The sequence below is a fragment of the Clostridium cochlearium genome (assembly GCF_900187165.1).
GTDB classification, from domain to species: Bacteria; Bacillota; Clostridia; order Clostridiales; family Clostridiaceae; genus Clostridium_G; species Clostridium_G cochlearium.
Genome location: NZ_LT906477.1, coordinates 292,744 through 307,749, shown reverse-complemented (window position 1 = coordinate 307,749; position 15,006 = coordinate 292,744). Strand labels below are relative to the sequence as shown.

The following is a 15,006-nucleotide window of genomic DNA, read 5'->3' as shown; positions in this document are numbered from 1 at the left end:
ATTATTATTTTACTACAACAAGTTTTTGAGCTTCTTCTTGTGTTACTGTCTTATCTAATGTAACAACAAATACTCCATTTACGTATCTTGCTGCTTTTCCATCTACAGTTACTGTATTTTCTTCCTTAGGTCCTGTAACTTTAACTATAGTTTGACCTACTACTGCTCCACCTGATACTTCTACTTTGTAGTCTTCTACTACTGGTGCTTCTTCTTTTTCTACTACAACAAGCTTTTGAGCTTCTTCTTGTGTTACTGCCTTATCTAATGTAACAACAAATACTCCATTTACATATCTTGCTGCTTTTCCATCTACAGTTACTGTATCTGTTTCCTTAGGTCCTGTAACTTTAACTATAGTTTGGCCTACTACTGCTCCACCTGATACTTCTACCTTATAGTCTTTATTTTCTTCTTCTGGCTTTTCAACTGGTTTTTCAGCTTCTACTTTAAAACCATCTCTTTTAACTTTTCTTCCACTAATATCCTTATCTGATGGCTTATATTCTTTGTAATTTCCAGCTAAATCTTTCTTAGTTCTAATATCTACTTTATCTTTATTAGCTTTTACAGTAAGTTTAGTTGTATCTTTAAGTGCCTCAGAGTCTTCAAATTTAAATTCTAGGTAAACTCCATTTATAACCTTAACAGAATCTATATCAAGGTTCTTACCATTATTACTTATAAAATCGAAGTCATCTTTATATGCTTGAGCCATGCTTTTGTCTACTTGAGTATCGAATTTAATAGTAACTGTATTTTCCTCTACATTGAATCCCCAATTATCTACATATCCATCTTTTTCATCTACATCTAATTCTGGAACTACTAAATTGTCATAAACTTGAATTTTACTACCTCCGATTACATTGTTACCTGATTTATCTTTTGCAGCATCTCCTTCGAAGGATACAGTTAAATCTGATCCAAATGATTTAACTAATTTAGCTCTATTTACTTCATTTTTGTCTTTTTCATCTTTAAATTTGAATATTAATTTATCTCCTTGAACCTTTACATTATTTGGTCTAACTTCATCTGAGCCATTAACACCAAATTTAAATAGATATTCTTCATTTTCTTTAGTTACTTCTTTTATTGCTCCTGTAAATTGAAGTTCAGCTTCAACATCATCTCCATCATCTTTGATTTTAAATGATGTCACTTTAGCTGATACTCCTAAATCTTCTTTCATCTTACTTTTTTCAACTCTAGCATCAGCTTCCATTCTATTTCCAGCTAAATCCTTAACATCTGAAGTTACAACAATTCCATCTATTGTATTAGCATCACTCTTACCAGTAAATTTATAACTATCTGGGAACTCTATTGTGACAGTTTTATTATCTGATGCTACAGAAACAGACGCTTTTGATGGAAGAGTTTTTATCTCACCTTTTCCATTTATAAATTTATAATTTTCAGCTTTTCTAATTGTTGAAGAATCCATTTCTTCTGAGAACTGAACTATTACTTTATCTTTTCCATCTTCGCTTAATTTTGCGACTTTATCTACTTTTGGTGCCTTATCATCTTCACCATTAAATGTAGCTGTATAGTCATCCATTACGTTATCTGAAGTATCTGCAATGTTCTTAATTTTTAATGTGTATTTATTTCCTGTTAACTTATTTTCACTATCTATCTTAAGGTCATAAACATCTACACTGTCTCCTTTATCTCCATTTACAACCTCTACCTTATCTATATATGAACTTATATCTGTTCCATCTGAATCTTTTAATTCATAATTTTCTGTAGTTGTTGCATGACTATTTCTAACATCTTCACTAAATCTTATTCTTATTGTTTCTGAATCTATAGCCACAACACTAGCAACTGTTGGTTTAGTATCATCTTTTTCAGATATAAATGAAATTCTTGTATCTTCTTCTACTTTATTTCCATAGGCATCTTTTACATTATCACTTATTTCTATAACATTAGAACCAGTCTTTATTCCGTCTTCTGCATTTTTAATTTTAATTTGAGTATCATCTTTCTTTAGGTCTATATCGTCTTCACCTATATATGTTGATATATCATGATCATTCAACTTAAAATTCCTAAGTTTTACAGCTGTTTCAGCATCCATTGGTCTGTCAAAGTTTATATAAATCTTTCCATCAGTTCCACCTTTAACAGATTTAACCTTTGGCTTTGAAGTTACTTCTTCCACTTTGAATTCTTTAGTACTTTCTTTTACTGTGAATCTTGCTGCATCATAAAGTATCTTGTCTGTTTCCCCATCAAGAACTTTTAGTTCATTTTTTCCTGAATCAAGAGGTGAACTAAAATAAAATTCGACTTTATTTACATATGCTTTATCATCATATATCAATGAATCTTTAACTTCACTTAATTCCCTATCAAGAGCCATACTATTTATCTTTTGTCCATTAATTTCAAATTTATTTGATAATTCCCAAGCAGCATCCTCTTCATTATTCACATTATCTACAATTACAGCTTCTGAAAATTCAACTATTAATTTACTATTTCCTCTTACTTTTACTGAACTTATTGTTGGAGCAGTTATATCCTTAAATGTTACATCCTTTTCACATTCTGGAATAGTTTTAGTTTTATCTTCAGTTAAAATTCCTTTTCTAACTTTAACTGTCATTTCATCATGCTGTTCTATTGAATTATCAGCTAAAGTTAATATAACTGTTCTTCCATCATCTTGAGCAACAGCTTTAGCAGCTTCTTCTACATTATCTGCATCTTTAGCTTTTTTCAATCTAGTTCCATTTATCTCATAGTTTGTAACATCTTCTGCTGAATCTTCATCAACTTTTGATGCAAATACAACTTTTACTTGGTTAAGGTTTAAAGCTTCTATTGATTGAACTTCTGCTTTACCAGTTGATTCTTTTTCACCTTTAATGTCTTTTTCTATTGAATCGCTTACGGAAGCTGTTCCACCAACGATTGTAACCTTAGTGTTGTCTCCCATTTTGTCTTTAACATATTTAACGGACTTGTCAACATTGTCTTTGTTAGCACCTAGTCCTGTTAATACAACTGGAGCACCGTGCTTAGCAGCTGCTGCTGATGCTACAAGAGCGTCTGCGAATTTTGATGTACTATCATCTCCACCTGCTGCTACGAAGATATTTTCAAAGTTGAAATCTCCATCAAAGTGTTCTAATACTTTTAAGTTAGTGTCGAATCTATCTGCACCTTTAGCTATTCTCTTAGCTTCTACTGTTTTAATAACAGCATCTGGTAATACACCTTCTCCACCTACTGCTAATATTTCTTTAACATCTTTAACAGCATCTTTTACAACTGTAGGAACGTTATTTTTGTTACCAAATATAACTGGGTATCCTTTAGTTGCAGCTACTGAAGCTACTGATAAAGCGTCAGCATATCCATCTTGTCCATTTACAAGTATAGCTTTTTCTGCTTTAGTTTCAGCTATAACTTTTTTAGCTATTTCAGCGTTTGTTTCATATCTTGAAGTTCCGCCGATTCTTTCTACTGTGTAGTTTTTAGCAAGTTCTTTTTCCATTGCTTCTGTAACTACGCCTTTTCCACCTACTATATAGATGTTTTTAGCTCCTAGTTCAGTTAAAGTAGCTAATAAATCTGCTGATGGCTTATCTTCAGCATCAGTTAAAAGGATTGGAGCATTCTTTAATTTTGCAAATGGTGTAGCAGATACGGAGTCTGCATATCCTAATCCATTAACTAATACAACATTTTCAGCCTTTCCAAAAGATTTTTTTGCAACTGTTTGTGCTGTTGTATATCTGTCAGCACCTGGCATTCTTGTTACTTCTGCTGCTGCTTGTACATTTGTTGCAGCTAGTGTTGAAGTTAATACTAAGCTCATTACTGTAGCACTTGCTAGCGCTTTATGGCTGTTTTTACTCATAATTATAATTACCTCCTCATATTAAGTAATCTAATACTTATATGTTATTTTTTTAGGTTTAACTAAATTTAATTTGAACAAATCTAGCAATTTACCCTAATTATCTAAAATTACTATATAATGATTATAATAGTTTTTCAAGGGTAAAATTGAATATTTAAGATTTTTTTATTATTTTAGCATATATACTCATTTATTGTAATAAGCTACAAATTATTATATCATGAAGCTTTTATAAATGACATACACTATATATTATATCTCAAATCTTCTATATTTGTCCAATAAATTAATATTTAACAATTAAATCTTTGGTCTTCCATAACAGGTATGAAATTCCTCCACTCACTAATATAGACGAAACTAAAAACCAAAGCGTTCCCATATTTAAATTATTTTTTGAAAAAATTTTCATATAGTAATAAAGAACCATAGGATGAATTAGATATATACTAAAAGAACTTTTAGATATTTCTCCTAAAATCTTTACTAATATAGATTTTTTATTGTATGTTTTTGAAAAAACATATAGCATTACAATATAGGAATAAATCATTACACTAGGTCTTATAAAAGTTGTGGAATAGTCTAAGGATTTTCCTGTGTTTAAGCCTATGAAGCTTTCTCCTATTAGACAAATTACACATACTATCACTATGACCATAATTTTCACTTTATGAGTTTTTGTTCTTCTAATTAGATTATTTACCTTTCTACTAATATAGACGCCGCTTATAAAATAAACGTTCCAAAAAATCGCATTTCTTTTTGAAAAAATATCTAAGGTTAAATCTGGAACATTATAATAATGTGCAAAATAAGTAACTCCAAGGCTTATTAAAAGAGAAATAATTACACCTTCTATCCTTTTAAATAAAGGATAGAGTATAGGAAATATTATGTATAAGGTCATTATTAGTGGTATGTAATATAAATGGTAGAATACTTTATCCCCTTTTAAAAAAAGTTCTACCCAATTTTTATAATCATAATTTTTTTGTATTAAAATTAAATACAAACTTCCCCACAATATATAGGGAGGAATAATTTTAAAAACTCTTTTTTTTAAAAACTTAAAATAACTTTCATCTTTTTTATAAGAAATGCCTAAACCAAGTCCTGATAAAAATAAAAAAAGAGGAACAGAAAATCTAGCAATTTGATTTAATGAAAGAGAAACATTATAAGATACAGATCCCTCTGCACTATTTATAAGGGTATAACCTGATGTATGTATTATAACCACTGCTAAGGCACATATTGCCCTTAACATATCCATTTCTATTATTTTTTCTCTTTTAGCTCTTCTGCGTTTTTCCATATGATGATTGCTCCTTTTTATAACAAATACTTTGTATGATCTACCATTTATTAGATATTATAACACCCCTTCTGGAAAATTAACAATTAACAATTATTCATTATTAGTTGTTCATTGGATATATTTTGTTTATTGATTTTTTTTCCTATTGTGTTAAACTGTTTTTATGTATTATAATATTCTTGGTACTATACTTAATAAAAGGAGAATAGGATATGAGTTTGTATACTGAATGGAAAAAAGTAGTTGTATTTTTTGTTCAAACTAAAGGTGAAGATGAGTTTTGGAAGGAATTAAATTCTGTTCAACAAAAAATAATACCTGTTGTTTTGAAAAATCATACAGAAATTATGGAAGGTTCTGTTGAGGACTTAGCAAAGAAATTTAATGTTTCTACTATATCTTTTGTAGGATTTTTAGATGGAATAAATTCTTCTTTAAAAGAAGCAATTGACTTAGAAAGCTTAACTGAAGATACTAATGTTAAATTAGATATAAATTTTGAAAAATTATACATAGACATGCTTCAAGGAAATATAGATGACTTTTTCAATTTACCTGAATGGAATATAATATTTCCAAAAAACAAGCTTACAGATTTAAAACTTAACTTTGGAGTTTCTAAAACCATAGAAAACCCTAACAAAGTAAAAAGAAATGATCCTTGCCCTTGTGATAGTGGTAAAAAATATAAACACTGCTGCGGGAGATAAATAAAAAGTGTAGACTTTTTATAATGAATAACTAACAATGAATAATGAATAATTATGGTGGAAATTCCTTAGGGAATTTCTGCGATTTTAAAAAATGAGCTATATCAAAATTTTATTTTGATATAGCTCATTTTTGCATTTAATGAATATATTTTTAACTTTATCTAGGGTATCATATACATCAAAAGACTGTTGAATAGAAAATGTTATTCAACAGTCTTTTGTATGGCTATTTTATAGCTTTTAATTTTGCTATGTCATTCCAGTTTTTTGAGGTTACCACTTCAACAGCACTTAAGTCATCTTTTATTATGTCTAATTTTCCATTAACTTCTGTCCTAAATTCAGTTAAATCAGCAGTCTGTTCATAAACTGCATCTAATTTATTAGTTATATTATCAAGTTTATTATTTATTTCATCTCTAAATTCTTTATTATCTTTTTGAATTTGTTTTATTTCATTCCTAAATTCCTTATTATCTTCTTGAATTTGTTTTATTTCATTCCTAAATTCTTTATTATCTTCTTGAATTTGTTTTATTTCATTCCTAAATTCCTTATTATCTTCTTGAATTTGTTTTATTTCATTCCTAAATTCCTTATTATCTTCTTGAATTTGTTTTATTTCATTCCTAAATTCTTTATTATCTTCTTGAATTTGCTTTATTTCATTCCTAAATTCTTTATTATCTTTTTGAATTTGTTTTAATAATTCTAAAATTTCTTTATTCATTTTTTCACCACCAACAACTTTTATGGCTACATTTTAACATTAATAAATATTAACTTCAAGTGGCTAATTGTAATTTAATTGTAATTTCATTAGTTGTTCATTATTAAGCATTATATATTCAATTAAATATACTATTCAAAGAAATTCCCTAAGGAGTTTCCTCCTTCAGTACTTTCATTGATGTTATATATTTTGTAAAAAACATTCGAAAAAGCTCTAGAAATTCTTATTTGATTTCGGCATAAATGCGTAAAAAAACATATGTCTGAGCGTAGCAAGTTTATGTTTTTTAGCATTTATGGCAAGAAATCAAATTAGAATTTCTTAGCGAATTGAGGGTTTTTCTAAAAATATATAACATCAAAAGTATATATCTGAAAACTCTATATGAGTATTTTCTTCTTCTCCACAAAATCTAGTTTTCACATTATTGCTTTCATTTTCTTGTAGTTTTACATTTGGAAGTTCTACAAAAAACTTGCTGCCTTTGCCCCAAATACTTTCTACCCATATTATACCCTTATGCATTTCCACTAAAGATTTTATTATAGGTAGTCCTACTCCACTACCTTCTGCTGTTCTTGAAAGGCTCTTATCTACTTGAACAAAGGGTTGAAAGATTAAGTCCTTTTCTTTTTCTGGAATTCCTATACCTGTATCTTCTACTGATATTCGTACAAAATCATTGCCATCTTTTACTTGGACAAATATGCTCCCTCCTTTGGGAGTGAACTTTACTGCATTTGAAAGAAGATTTAATATCACTCTTTCAATTTTTTCTTTATCACAAGCTATTATTTTTTCTTCTATATCTGTATCAAAGGTTATATCTATATTTTTTTCAGATACATATTTTGCTACTTTTAAAGTTACGTCTTCTACTATACTTACAATATCATTATTTTCTTTAAACAAAATAAGCTGTCCACAATCTATTTTAGTCATGTCTATTAAATTATTCACTAACTTTAATAGTCTATATGCATTTTTCTTTATATTTTTTAAATATGTACAAACTTTTAAATTTAAAAGGCCATCAATATTATCTTTAGTTTCCTTTACAGAACTTTCGCACATATATAGAGAACTTAATATTATTGTAAGTGGTGTTCTAAATTCATGAGATAGATTAGCAAAAAATTTATGTGTTAATTTTTCATAAGTCTTTTCTTGGTAAGATACATTACTTGCCATTTTATTATTTATAATAAATTCTATTAGCTCTTTTTTATATGTTATTATATTTTTAACCTGTTCTTCATTTAATACAGGTATTTTTTCCACATAATCTATATATTCTGAATCTTGTTTTGTACAAGATTTACAATACTCCTTATCTTCCTGTTTTGTAAAAAAATCTTCAATAGCAACATATCCTATTGTTTCTTCTTTTACTTTTATAGGCATTGCTATTTTTTTTGTACATTGTTCACAAGTTAATAAAAAATAGTCTCCTTCTTTTTTAATATCTTCTTTATTATAAATAAAACATTGTCTATAATCTTCACTTTTATAAATACCCTTTTCCCCTATGCCAATTATTAAATTTCCCTCTAAATCCAATATACTATGAGATATACCTACAATAGAATACAACTTTACCATAAGACTTTGTATCTCCTCTGATTCAATAAGCTCCTTTAACATATAATCTTATCCTCCTTAATATTAAAAACCCTGCTTTATATTCTTTTTTCTATACAAATAATCATAGGTGGATTATTTATTTGGTTTATGAATTGCAGTTTTATCACATTAAATTTTTTTTGACATATACCTTTACTGTAATCTATCAATGCCTCCTTTTCTAGCATGCCCTCATAGTGTCCAGGATATATTACTAAAATTATCACTCCTTCTTTTTTTACAATATTAAGTGCTTTTTTTAATGCTTCTAAAGTGGTTTCTCTTTTAGTAGTTATTTTTTTAGAGTTTCCAGGTAAATATCCTAAATTAAATAATATAACTTTAGGCTCTTCTTCTAAATACTTGTCCATATTCTCATGTCCATCTAGTATTAATTTTGCACAATGTATATTATTTTGGTGTAGTTTATTTTCTGTACTCTCTAAAGCTTCAACTTGTACGTCAAAGGAATACACTTTTCCCTGTTGTCCCACTAAATTGCATAAAAAAAGAGTATCATTGCCATTTCCCATAGTGGCATCTACTGCTATATCACCCTTTTTTAATTTATTTTTGCATATTTCCTTAGATATATTAACTGCATTTGTAAAAAGTAATTTTTCCATGTAGTAATCAACCCTCTTATTTATAATAATTTTATAGTAATTTTTTGTTTTTATAATAATACATTTACAGTTTACAGTTTTTATTATTAGTTCTCAAGATTTTTTTTAAGACAGTTCTCAACTTTTTATCAATTATTCCTACTCTATAAGCCAAAAGTCGCCTTAAAAATATATTATTTACTATTATTTTTTACATTTTTCACGTTTTTTCCTATAAATATAAGTTTTATATTTATATAATACCCTATAATATTAACACAAATAAAAAATAAAGCGTAATTTCCATAAATGGAAATTACACTATAATATTGCATTTATTATATTAAAGCTTTTTTAAGTTCTCTTTTAATAAGTTTTAACTCATTTTTATCCCTTGATTCACATCTTAATATTAATTGTTCTCCTGTATTTGAAGCTCTTATAAGCCCCCATCCATTTTTAAAGTTTACCCTTACTCCATCTATTGTTATTATATCCATATTTTTTTCTTTAAAATATTTTTTAGCTTTCTCCACTTTTTGAAACTTTTCTTCATCCTTACAAGGTATTCTTATTTCTGGTGTAGAAAAATATTTTGGAATATCATAAAAAAGTTCTCCTAAGCTTTTATCAGTGTTGGATAAAATCCTTAAAAGTCTAGCGGTGGCATACAGAGCATCATCAAATCCGTAATACTCATCTCTAAAAAACATATGACCAGACATTTCACCTGTAAATGGAGAATTTATTTCTTGCATTTTAGCTTTTATAAGAGAATGACCTGTTTTATAAAAGAATGGTTTTCCCCCTAATTTTTTTATTTCTTCTACTAGGGCATTTGAACATTTTACCTCTACTATGGCATCTATATTTGGGTATTTAGGAAGTATTTCTCTCCAAAACAGAATCATAAGCATGTCTCCCCAAATTATTCTTCCTGTTTCATCTACCACTCCAATTCTATCTCCATCTCCATCATAAGCTATACCTAAATCCGCCTTCTCTATTCTGACTTTTTTTATTAAATCTATTAAATTATCCTCTACTGTAGGATCTGGAAAATGGTTAGGAAACTCTGCATCGGAGATACAATATAACGGTACTACATCACAACCAAGTCTTTTTAAAATTTCAGGAGCAAATAAAGAGGCTGTACCATTTCCACAATCCACAACTACCTTTAATTTTTTATCTCCCAATTTTATTTTTTCTTCTATGTTTTTAATATATTCTTCTACAGGTGACCTTTCTAAAATATAACCATATCTACTTCCTTTAATAAAGTCTCCTTTTATCATTTCTTCTTTTAAATTTAAAAGTTGTTCTCCATATATAGTTCCTTCTCCAAACTGTATCTTAAATCCATTATAATTTGCTGGATTATGACTAGCTGTAACCATTATTCCACCTTTTATTTTATATAAATAAGTAGCATAGTAAAATATAGGAGTTACTACAATTCCTATGTCTATAACATTTACTCCTGTACTAATTAAACCCTCTATAAGACTTTTTTTAATACTAGGTGAAGATTTCCTATTATCCATGCCTACTATGATTTCACTTTCCCCATTCCTTATTAAAAAACTTCCAAAAGTCTTTCCCAATAGTTCTGCAAAAGTTTCTGTTACTTCTTTTCCATATATTCCCCTTATGTCATATTTTCTAAATATATTTTCATATACGTTTCCCATTTCTACCCCCTATAATAAAGTGCGTGCTAATTTAATATATGATTATTGGCTGTTAAATAGTTACACTGTAAAAAAATGCAAGGCATTTTTTTAACAGAGGACAGAGGACAATTGACATAGGACAATTGACATAGGACAATGAAGGAGATTTTTCGTAACGATAGAGAAGAAAAAACTTCCACCATTTTCCACTTTCCATTCTCCATTCTAACTAATACGATTAAAGATTTTCTGACGTAAGGAAGAAAATCCACCTAAATTGTTCATTATTCATTATTAGTTGTTCACAAAACTTTTAGGGTAAGAATATTATAATAAAGTAGTAAGTCATGGAGGATTTTAAAATTATGTATTATTGGAATGCTAATTGTGAAAACTGCTTTTATAGACAACAGCAAGCAATGGAAACTGATAGAAGATGGTCACCTTGGACAGTGATTCCTGGAAGAGTTACATCTGGTTTAGGGGTTTCATCTTGGGCTCCCAATAGATTGGATTTATTTGCTAGGGGAGCTAATAGGGAACTTACTCATAGGTGGAGACAAAATTCTCGCTGGAGCAATTGGGAAAGTCTTGGTGGCATTTTAACTTCTTCACCTTCAGCAGTTTCTTGGGGACCTAATAGAATTGATGTGGTTGTAAGAGGTACTGATAATGCCATGTACCACAAATGGTGGGATGGTTCTCGATGGAATGATTGGGAAAGCCTTGGTGGTATTTTAACTTCTGCTCCTTCTATATGCTCTTGGGCTTCTAATAGACTGGATTGTTTTGTAAGAGGTACTGATAACCAGCTTTATCATAAGTGGTGGGACGGTTCTCGTTGGCATGACTGGGAAGCTTTAGGTGGAAATTTAACTTCTGCTCCTGGATGTGTATCTTGGGGTCCTAATAGAATTGACGTTTTTGCCAGAGGAAGAAATAACACTTTAATCCACAAATGGTGGGACGGTTCTCGTTGGCATGATTGGGAAGATCTTGGAGGTCAGTTAACTTCTGCTCCTTGTGCTTCTTCAAGAGGTAGAAATAGAATTGATGTTTTTGCTAGAGGAAGATTTAATCAGTTAATTTATAAAAACTGGAACGGATCACGTTGGAGCAACTGGCAAAGTCTTGGAGGATTTTTAACTTCTCCACCAGTATCTATCTCTCCTACTTCTAACAGAATAGAAGTTTATGCAAAGGGATTTAATGATATAATTATAAACAGAAACTTTTCTTCTTAAAATATTTATTTATATTAATTTTTCACATAATAAAAAAGTTCAGATGGAGTATTTATTTTACTCTATCTGAACTTTTTGAGGTATATATATTATATCTTGAGGGCATATTTTAGTTAGATAAAACCGCCTTATTTTTTTAATTACATTATATCGTTTTATCAATTTATTAATTTTAACTTTATTTCATTGATAATTCTATACTATGTGCATTTAAAAGTCAAGAATTTTTTCTACTTTGTAAAATTTTGAAGTTTTTCTTTTATATCATCATTTTCTTTTAAAAATCTATTGAGTAAATCTATTTTTTCTAATGCTTCTTTTGTTACACTATGTTCTATAAGCTCTATGTTTACTAATATGTCCTTTTTCACTCCTATATTTTTCAAAAAATTTTCTATTATACTATGTCTTTTTAATAAAAAGCTCCCCATATCCTCCCCTTTTTTTGTAAGTTTGATTATGCCATACTTTTCATAATTAACAAATCCAATTTCCGATAGTTTTTGTACCATTTTAGTTGCAGAAGAAGGTCTTATATTTAAGGATTTAGATATTTCATTTATTCTGGTATATCCACATTCTAAACTATTTCTATATATCATTTCTAGATAATCTTCCATGCTATTGGTTAAAAGATTTTTGTGTTTTTTTAATATCTCGTATCCTCTTACAGTATGAAATTTTTTATTGCTATTCATAAAATCCCACCTTAATTTTTTATATATATTTTATATATATGTGTAACCAAATCTATAAATTTGCAATATATTAGAATTATGTATAAAAGTTTTCACGAGACTAAATTTTATTGTAATAAGTAAAAATTTTTATGGAGGTTTTTTTTATGGAGAATAATTTACTACCTTTAAATAAAGCTCCTATGGGAAGCATTGTTTCTGTTAAAAAACTTATATCTGATGGAATTTCTAGAAGAAGGATGTTAGATTTGGGTTTGATACAGGGTACAAAAGTTCAGTGTCTTAGACAAAGTCCTTCTGGAGACCCTACTGCTTATGAAATAAGAGGTGCTGTTATAGCTCTTCGTTCTGAAGAAGCTTCTAAAATATTAGTGCAATTAATATAATGGAGGGTGTAAATGAGTAACATAAACCATTTATCTAATATAAATGCTTTATCTCAAATGTTAGGCAACAAAGTAAACCCTATGGAGGATATTGTTATTGCTTTAGCTGGAAATCCTAATACTGGGAAAAGCACTTTATTCAATACTCTTACAGGATTAAAACAGCATACAGGTAACTGGACAGGTAAAACTGTTACTACTGCTCTTGGCAATTATACATTTAATGAGAAAAATTTTGTTTTGGTAGATTTACCTGGTACCTATTCTTTGCTGTCAAGTTCTGTAGAAGAAGAAATTGCAAGGGATTTTATTTGCTTTGCAAATCCAAGTGCTACTGTAGTTGTTACAGATTCTACTTGTCTTGAAAGAAATCTTAATCTAGTTTTGCAAGTTCTTGAGATTACAGATAAGGTTGTAGTTTGTGTAAATCTTATAGATGAGGCCGAAAGAAAAAAAATCACCGTAGATATAGATAAGTTATCTCAGCTTTTAGGTGTTCCTGTAGTTGCCACTAGTGCTAGAAATGGTAAGGGACTTGAAGATTTAATGGAAGCTGTATATAAGGTTTCTACTGGGGATATAAAAACAAATCCTATAAAAATAAATTATGGAGATGATATAGAAAAAAGAATTGAAAATCTTGAAAATGAAATTGATAAATTTAATAATAGCAGTTTGAGTAATAGATGGATAGCTTTAAAATTATTAGATGAAAATAAAAGCATATTAAATTCTATGAAAAAATATTTAGATTTTGATTACAATCTTTTACCTTTAAATCGCAATGAAGATAAGGACTTAAGGGATGATATTGTTTTAACTATGGTAAGTATTGCTGAAAATATAAGCAAACAAGTAGTTTCCTTTGAGGATAAGTCCTACAATGAATTTGATAGAAAAATAGATGATATTTTAACTTCTAAAATATTTGGAATACCTGTTATGATAGCACTTTTAGCTTTAACACTTTGGATAACTATAGAAGGTGCAAATGTGCCATCAGAAATGCTTGCTAATATGTTTAGTAATTTAGAAAAAAAACTTACTGCCTTTTTTATGTCTAGAGGATTAGAAAAACTTCATGGTCCTTTAATTTTAGGAGTTTATCGAACTTTAGGCTGGGTTATATCTGTTATGCTTCCTCCTATGGCTATTTTCTTCCCACTTTTTACTCTTTTAGAGGATTTAGGTTATCTGCCTAGAGTTGCCTTTAATTTAGATAATTTCTTTAAAAAAGCTTGTGCTCATGGAAAACAGGCTCTTACTATGTGTATGGGATTTGGCTGTAATGCCGCTGGAGTAATTGGCTGTAGAATAATAGATTCACCTAGAGAAAGGCTTATTGCAATTATTACAAATACCTTTGTCCCATGTAACGGTAGATTCCCTATTTTAATTTCTATAACTATGATTTTTATAGCTAGCAATTTTTCTGGTTCTTTCAATGGTGTTATAGCTGCACTTACCGTTACACTTATAATAATTTTAGGTATAATTGCTACCTTATTGTCATCTAAATTACTATCTAAAACGTTATTAAAAGGAGAACCTTCTTCTTTTACCTTAGAACTTCCCCCTTACAGGAAACCAAAGGTTGGACAAATATTAATAAGATCCATATTGGATAGAACTCTTTTCGTTTTAGGTAGAGCTATTGTAGTAGCTGCCCCTGCAGGTTTAATACTTTGGTTTTTTGCAAATACCTATGTGGGAGATAATAGTATTCTTCAAATATGTGCTAATTTTTTAAATCCCTTTGCTAAAGCCATTGGTATGGATGGATATATTCTTCTAGCTTTTATACTAGGACTTCCTGCTAATGAAATTGTAATACCAATTATAATTATGAGCTATATGTCTGCTGGAGCCTTAATAGAATTTCAAAACCTTTCAACTTTGAGAGATCTTTTAATTGCTAACGGTTGGACTATTGTCACTGCAATAAATGTAATGATTTTTACACTTATGCATTTCCCCTGTGGAACTACACTTTTAACCATAAGAAAAGAAACAGGTAGTTTTAAATGGACTCTAGTTTCTTTCCTTCTTCCAACACTATTTGGAATTGTAGTTTGCTTTTTAGTTACTCAAACTTTTGCCTTGTTTCCAATTTGTTAA

11 protein-coding genes are annotated in these 15,006 nt (G+C 29.0%); 4 read left to right on the top strand and 7 right to left on the bottom strand.

Going from position 1 to position 15,006, the window contains the following annotated elements; translation table 11 throughout:
- Positions 1 to 4: 4 nt before the first annotated feature.
- Positions 5 to 3,886 (bottom strand): cell wall-binding repeat-containing protein, encoded by a 3,882-nt coding sequence (locus tag CKV72_RS01480; RefSeq protein WP_095177251.1) that lies wholly within the window; start codon positions 3,884 to 3,886, stop codon positions 5 to 7.
- Between the two features lie 289 nt (positions 3,887 to 4,175).
- Complete coding sequence (locus CKV72_RS01475) at positions 4,176 to 5,207, bottom strand: acyltransferase (RefSeq protein WP_095177250.1); 1,032 nt, start codon at positions 5,205 to 5,207, stop codon at positions 4,176 to 4,178.
- A gap of 215 nt (positions 5,208 to 5,422) precedes the next feature.
- Between CKV72_RS01475 and CKV72_RS01470 the strand changes: the two genes are divergently transcribed.
- Positions 5,423 to 5,920 carry an SEC-C metal-binding domain-containing protein gene (locus CKV72_RS01470; RefSeq protein WP_095177249.1) on the top strand — a complete coding sequence of 166 codons (498 nt, stop codon included), beginning with the start codon at positions 5,423 to 5,425 and terminating at the stop codon, positions 5,918 to 5,920.
- A 229-nt stretch (positions 5,921 to 6,149) separates the two neighbouring features.
- On the opposite strand, the gene CKV72_RS12330 is transcribed toward CKV72_RS01470, so the two are convergent.
- From CKV72_RS12330 to CKV72_RS01450, 4 genes are all read right to left on the bottom strand, one after another.
- Positions 6,150 to 6,653, bottom strand: coding sequence for a hypothetical protein (locus CKV72_RS12330; protein ID WP_242955728.1), 504 nt, complete (start codon positions 6,651 to 6,653; stop codon positions 6,150 to 6,152).
- Between the two features lie 360 nt (positions 6,654 to 7,013).
- The gene (locus CKV72_RS01460; RefSeq protein WP_095177248.1) at positions 7,014 to 8,300 is read right to left on the bottom strand and encodes an ATP-binding protein; all 1,287 of its coding nucleotides are present in this window, start codon (positions 8,298 to 8,300) and stop codon (positions 7,014 to 7,016) included.
- A gap of 35 nt (positions 8,301 to 8,335) precedes the next feature.
- Positions 8,336 to 8,905 (bottom strand): tRNA 5-(aminomethyl)-2-thiouridylate-methyltransferase MnmM, encoded by a 570-nt coding sequence (mnmM, locus tag CKV72_RS01455; RefSeq protein ID WP_095177247.1) that lies wholly within the window; start codon positions 8,903 to 8,905, stop codon positions 8,336 to 8,338.
- Between the two features lie 317 nt (positions 8,906 to 9,222).
- Positions 9,223 to 10,578 (bottom strand): phosphomannomutase/phosphoglucomutase, encoded by a 1,356-nt coding sequence (locus CKV72_RS01450; protein ID WP_095177246.1) that lies wholly within the window; start codon positions 10,576 to 10,578, stop codon positions 9,223 to 9,225.
- A 401-nt stretch (positions 10,579 to 10,979) separates the two neighbouring features.
- Here CKV72_RS01450 and CKV72_RS01445 point away from each other — a divergent pair, with 401 nt between their 5' ends.
- Positions 10,980 to 11,804: a PLL family lectin gene (locus tag CKV72_RS01445; protein ID WP_242955752.1), complete on the top strand. Its 825-nt coding sequence runs from the start codon at positions 10,980 to 10,982 to the stop codon at positions 11,802 to 11,804.
- A gap of 230 nt (positions 11,805 to 12,034) precedes the next feature.
- Here the strand turns inward: CKV72_RS01445 and CKV72_RS01440 are convergent, their stop codons facing one another.
- A complete protein-coding gene (locus tag CKV72_RS01440; protein ID WP_089865699.1) occupies positions 12,035 to 12,502 on the bottom strand; it encodes an iron dependent repressor, metal binding and dimerization domain protein in 468 nt (155 codons plus the stop codon).
- Between the two features lie 146 nt (positions 12,503 to 12,648).
- On the opposite strand from CKV72_RS01440, the gene CKV72_RS01435 reads away from it, so the two are divergent.
- Complete coding sequence (locus CKV72_RS01435) at positions 12,649 to 12,888, top strand: FeoA family protein (protein WP_089865696.1); 240 nt, start codon at positions 12,649 to 12,651, stop codon at positions 12,886 to 12,888.
- A gap of 12 nt (positions 12,889 to 12,900) precedes the next feature.
- Positions 12,901 to 15,006, top strand: coding sequence for a ferrous iron transport protein B (gene feoB / locus CKV72_RS01430; RefSeq protein WP_095177244.1), 2,106 nt, complete (start codon positions 12,901 to 12,903; stop codon positions 15,004 to 15,006).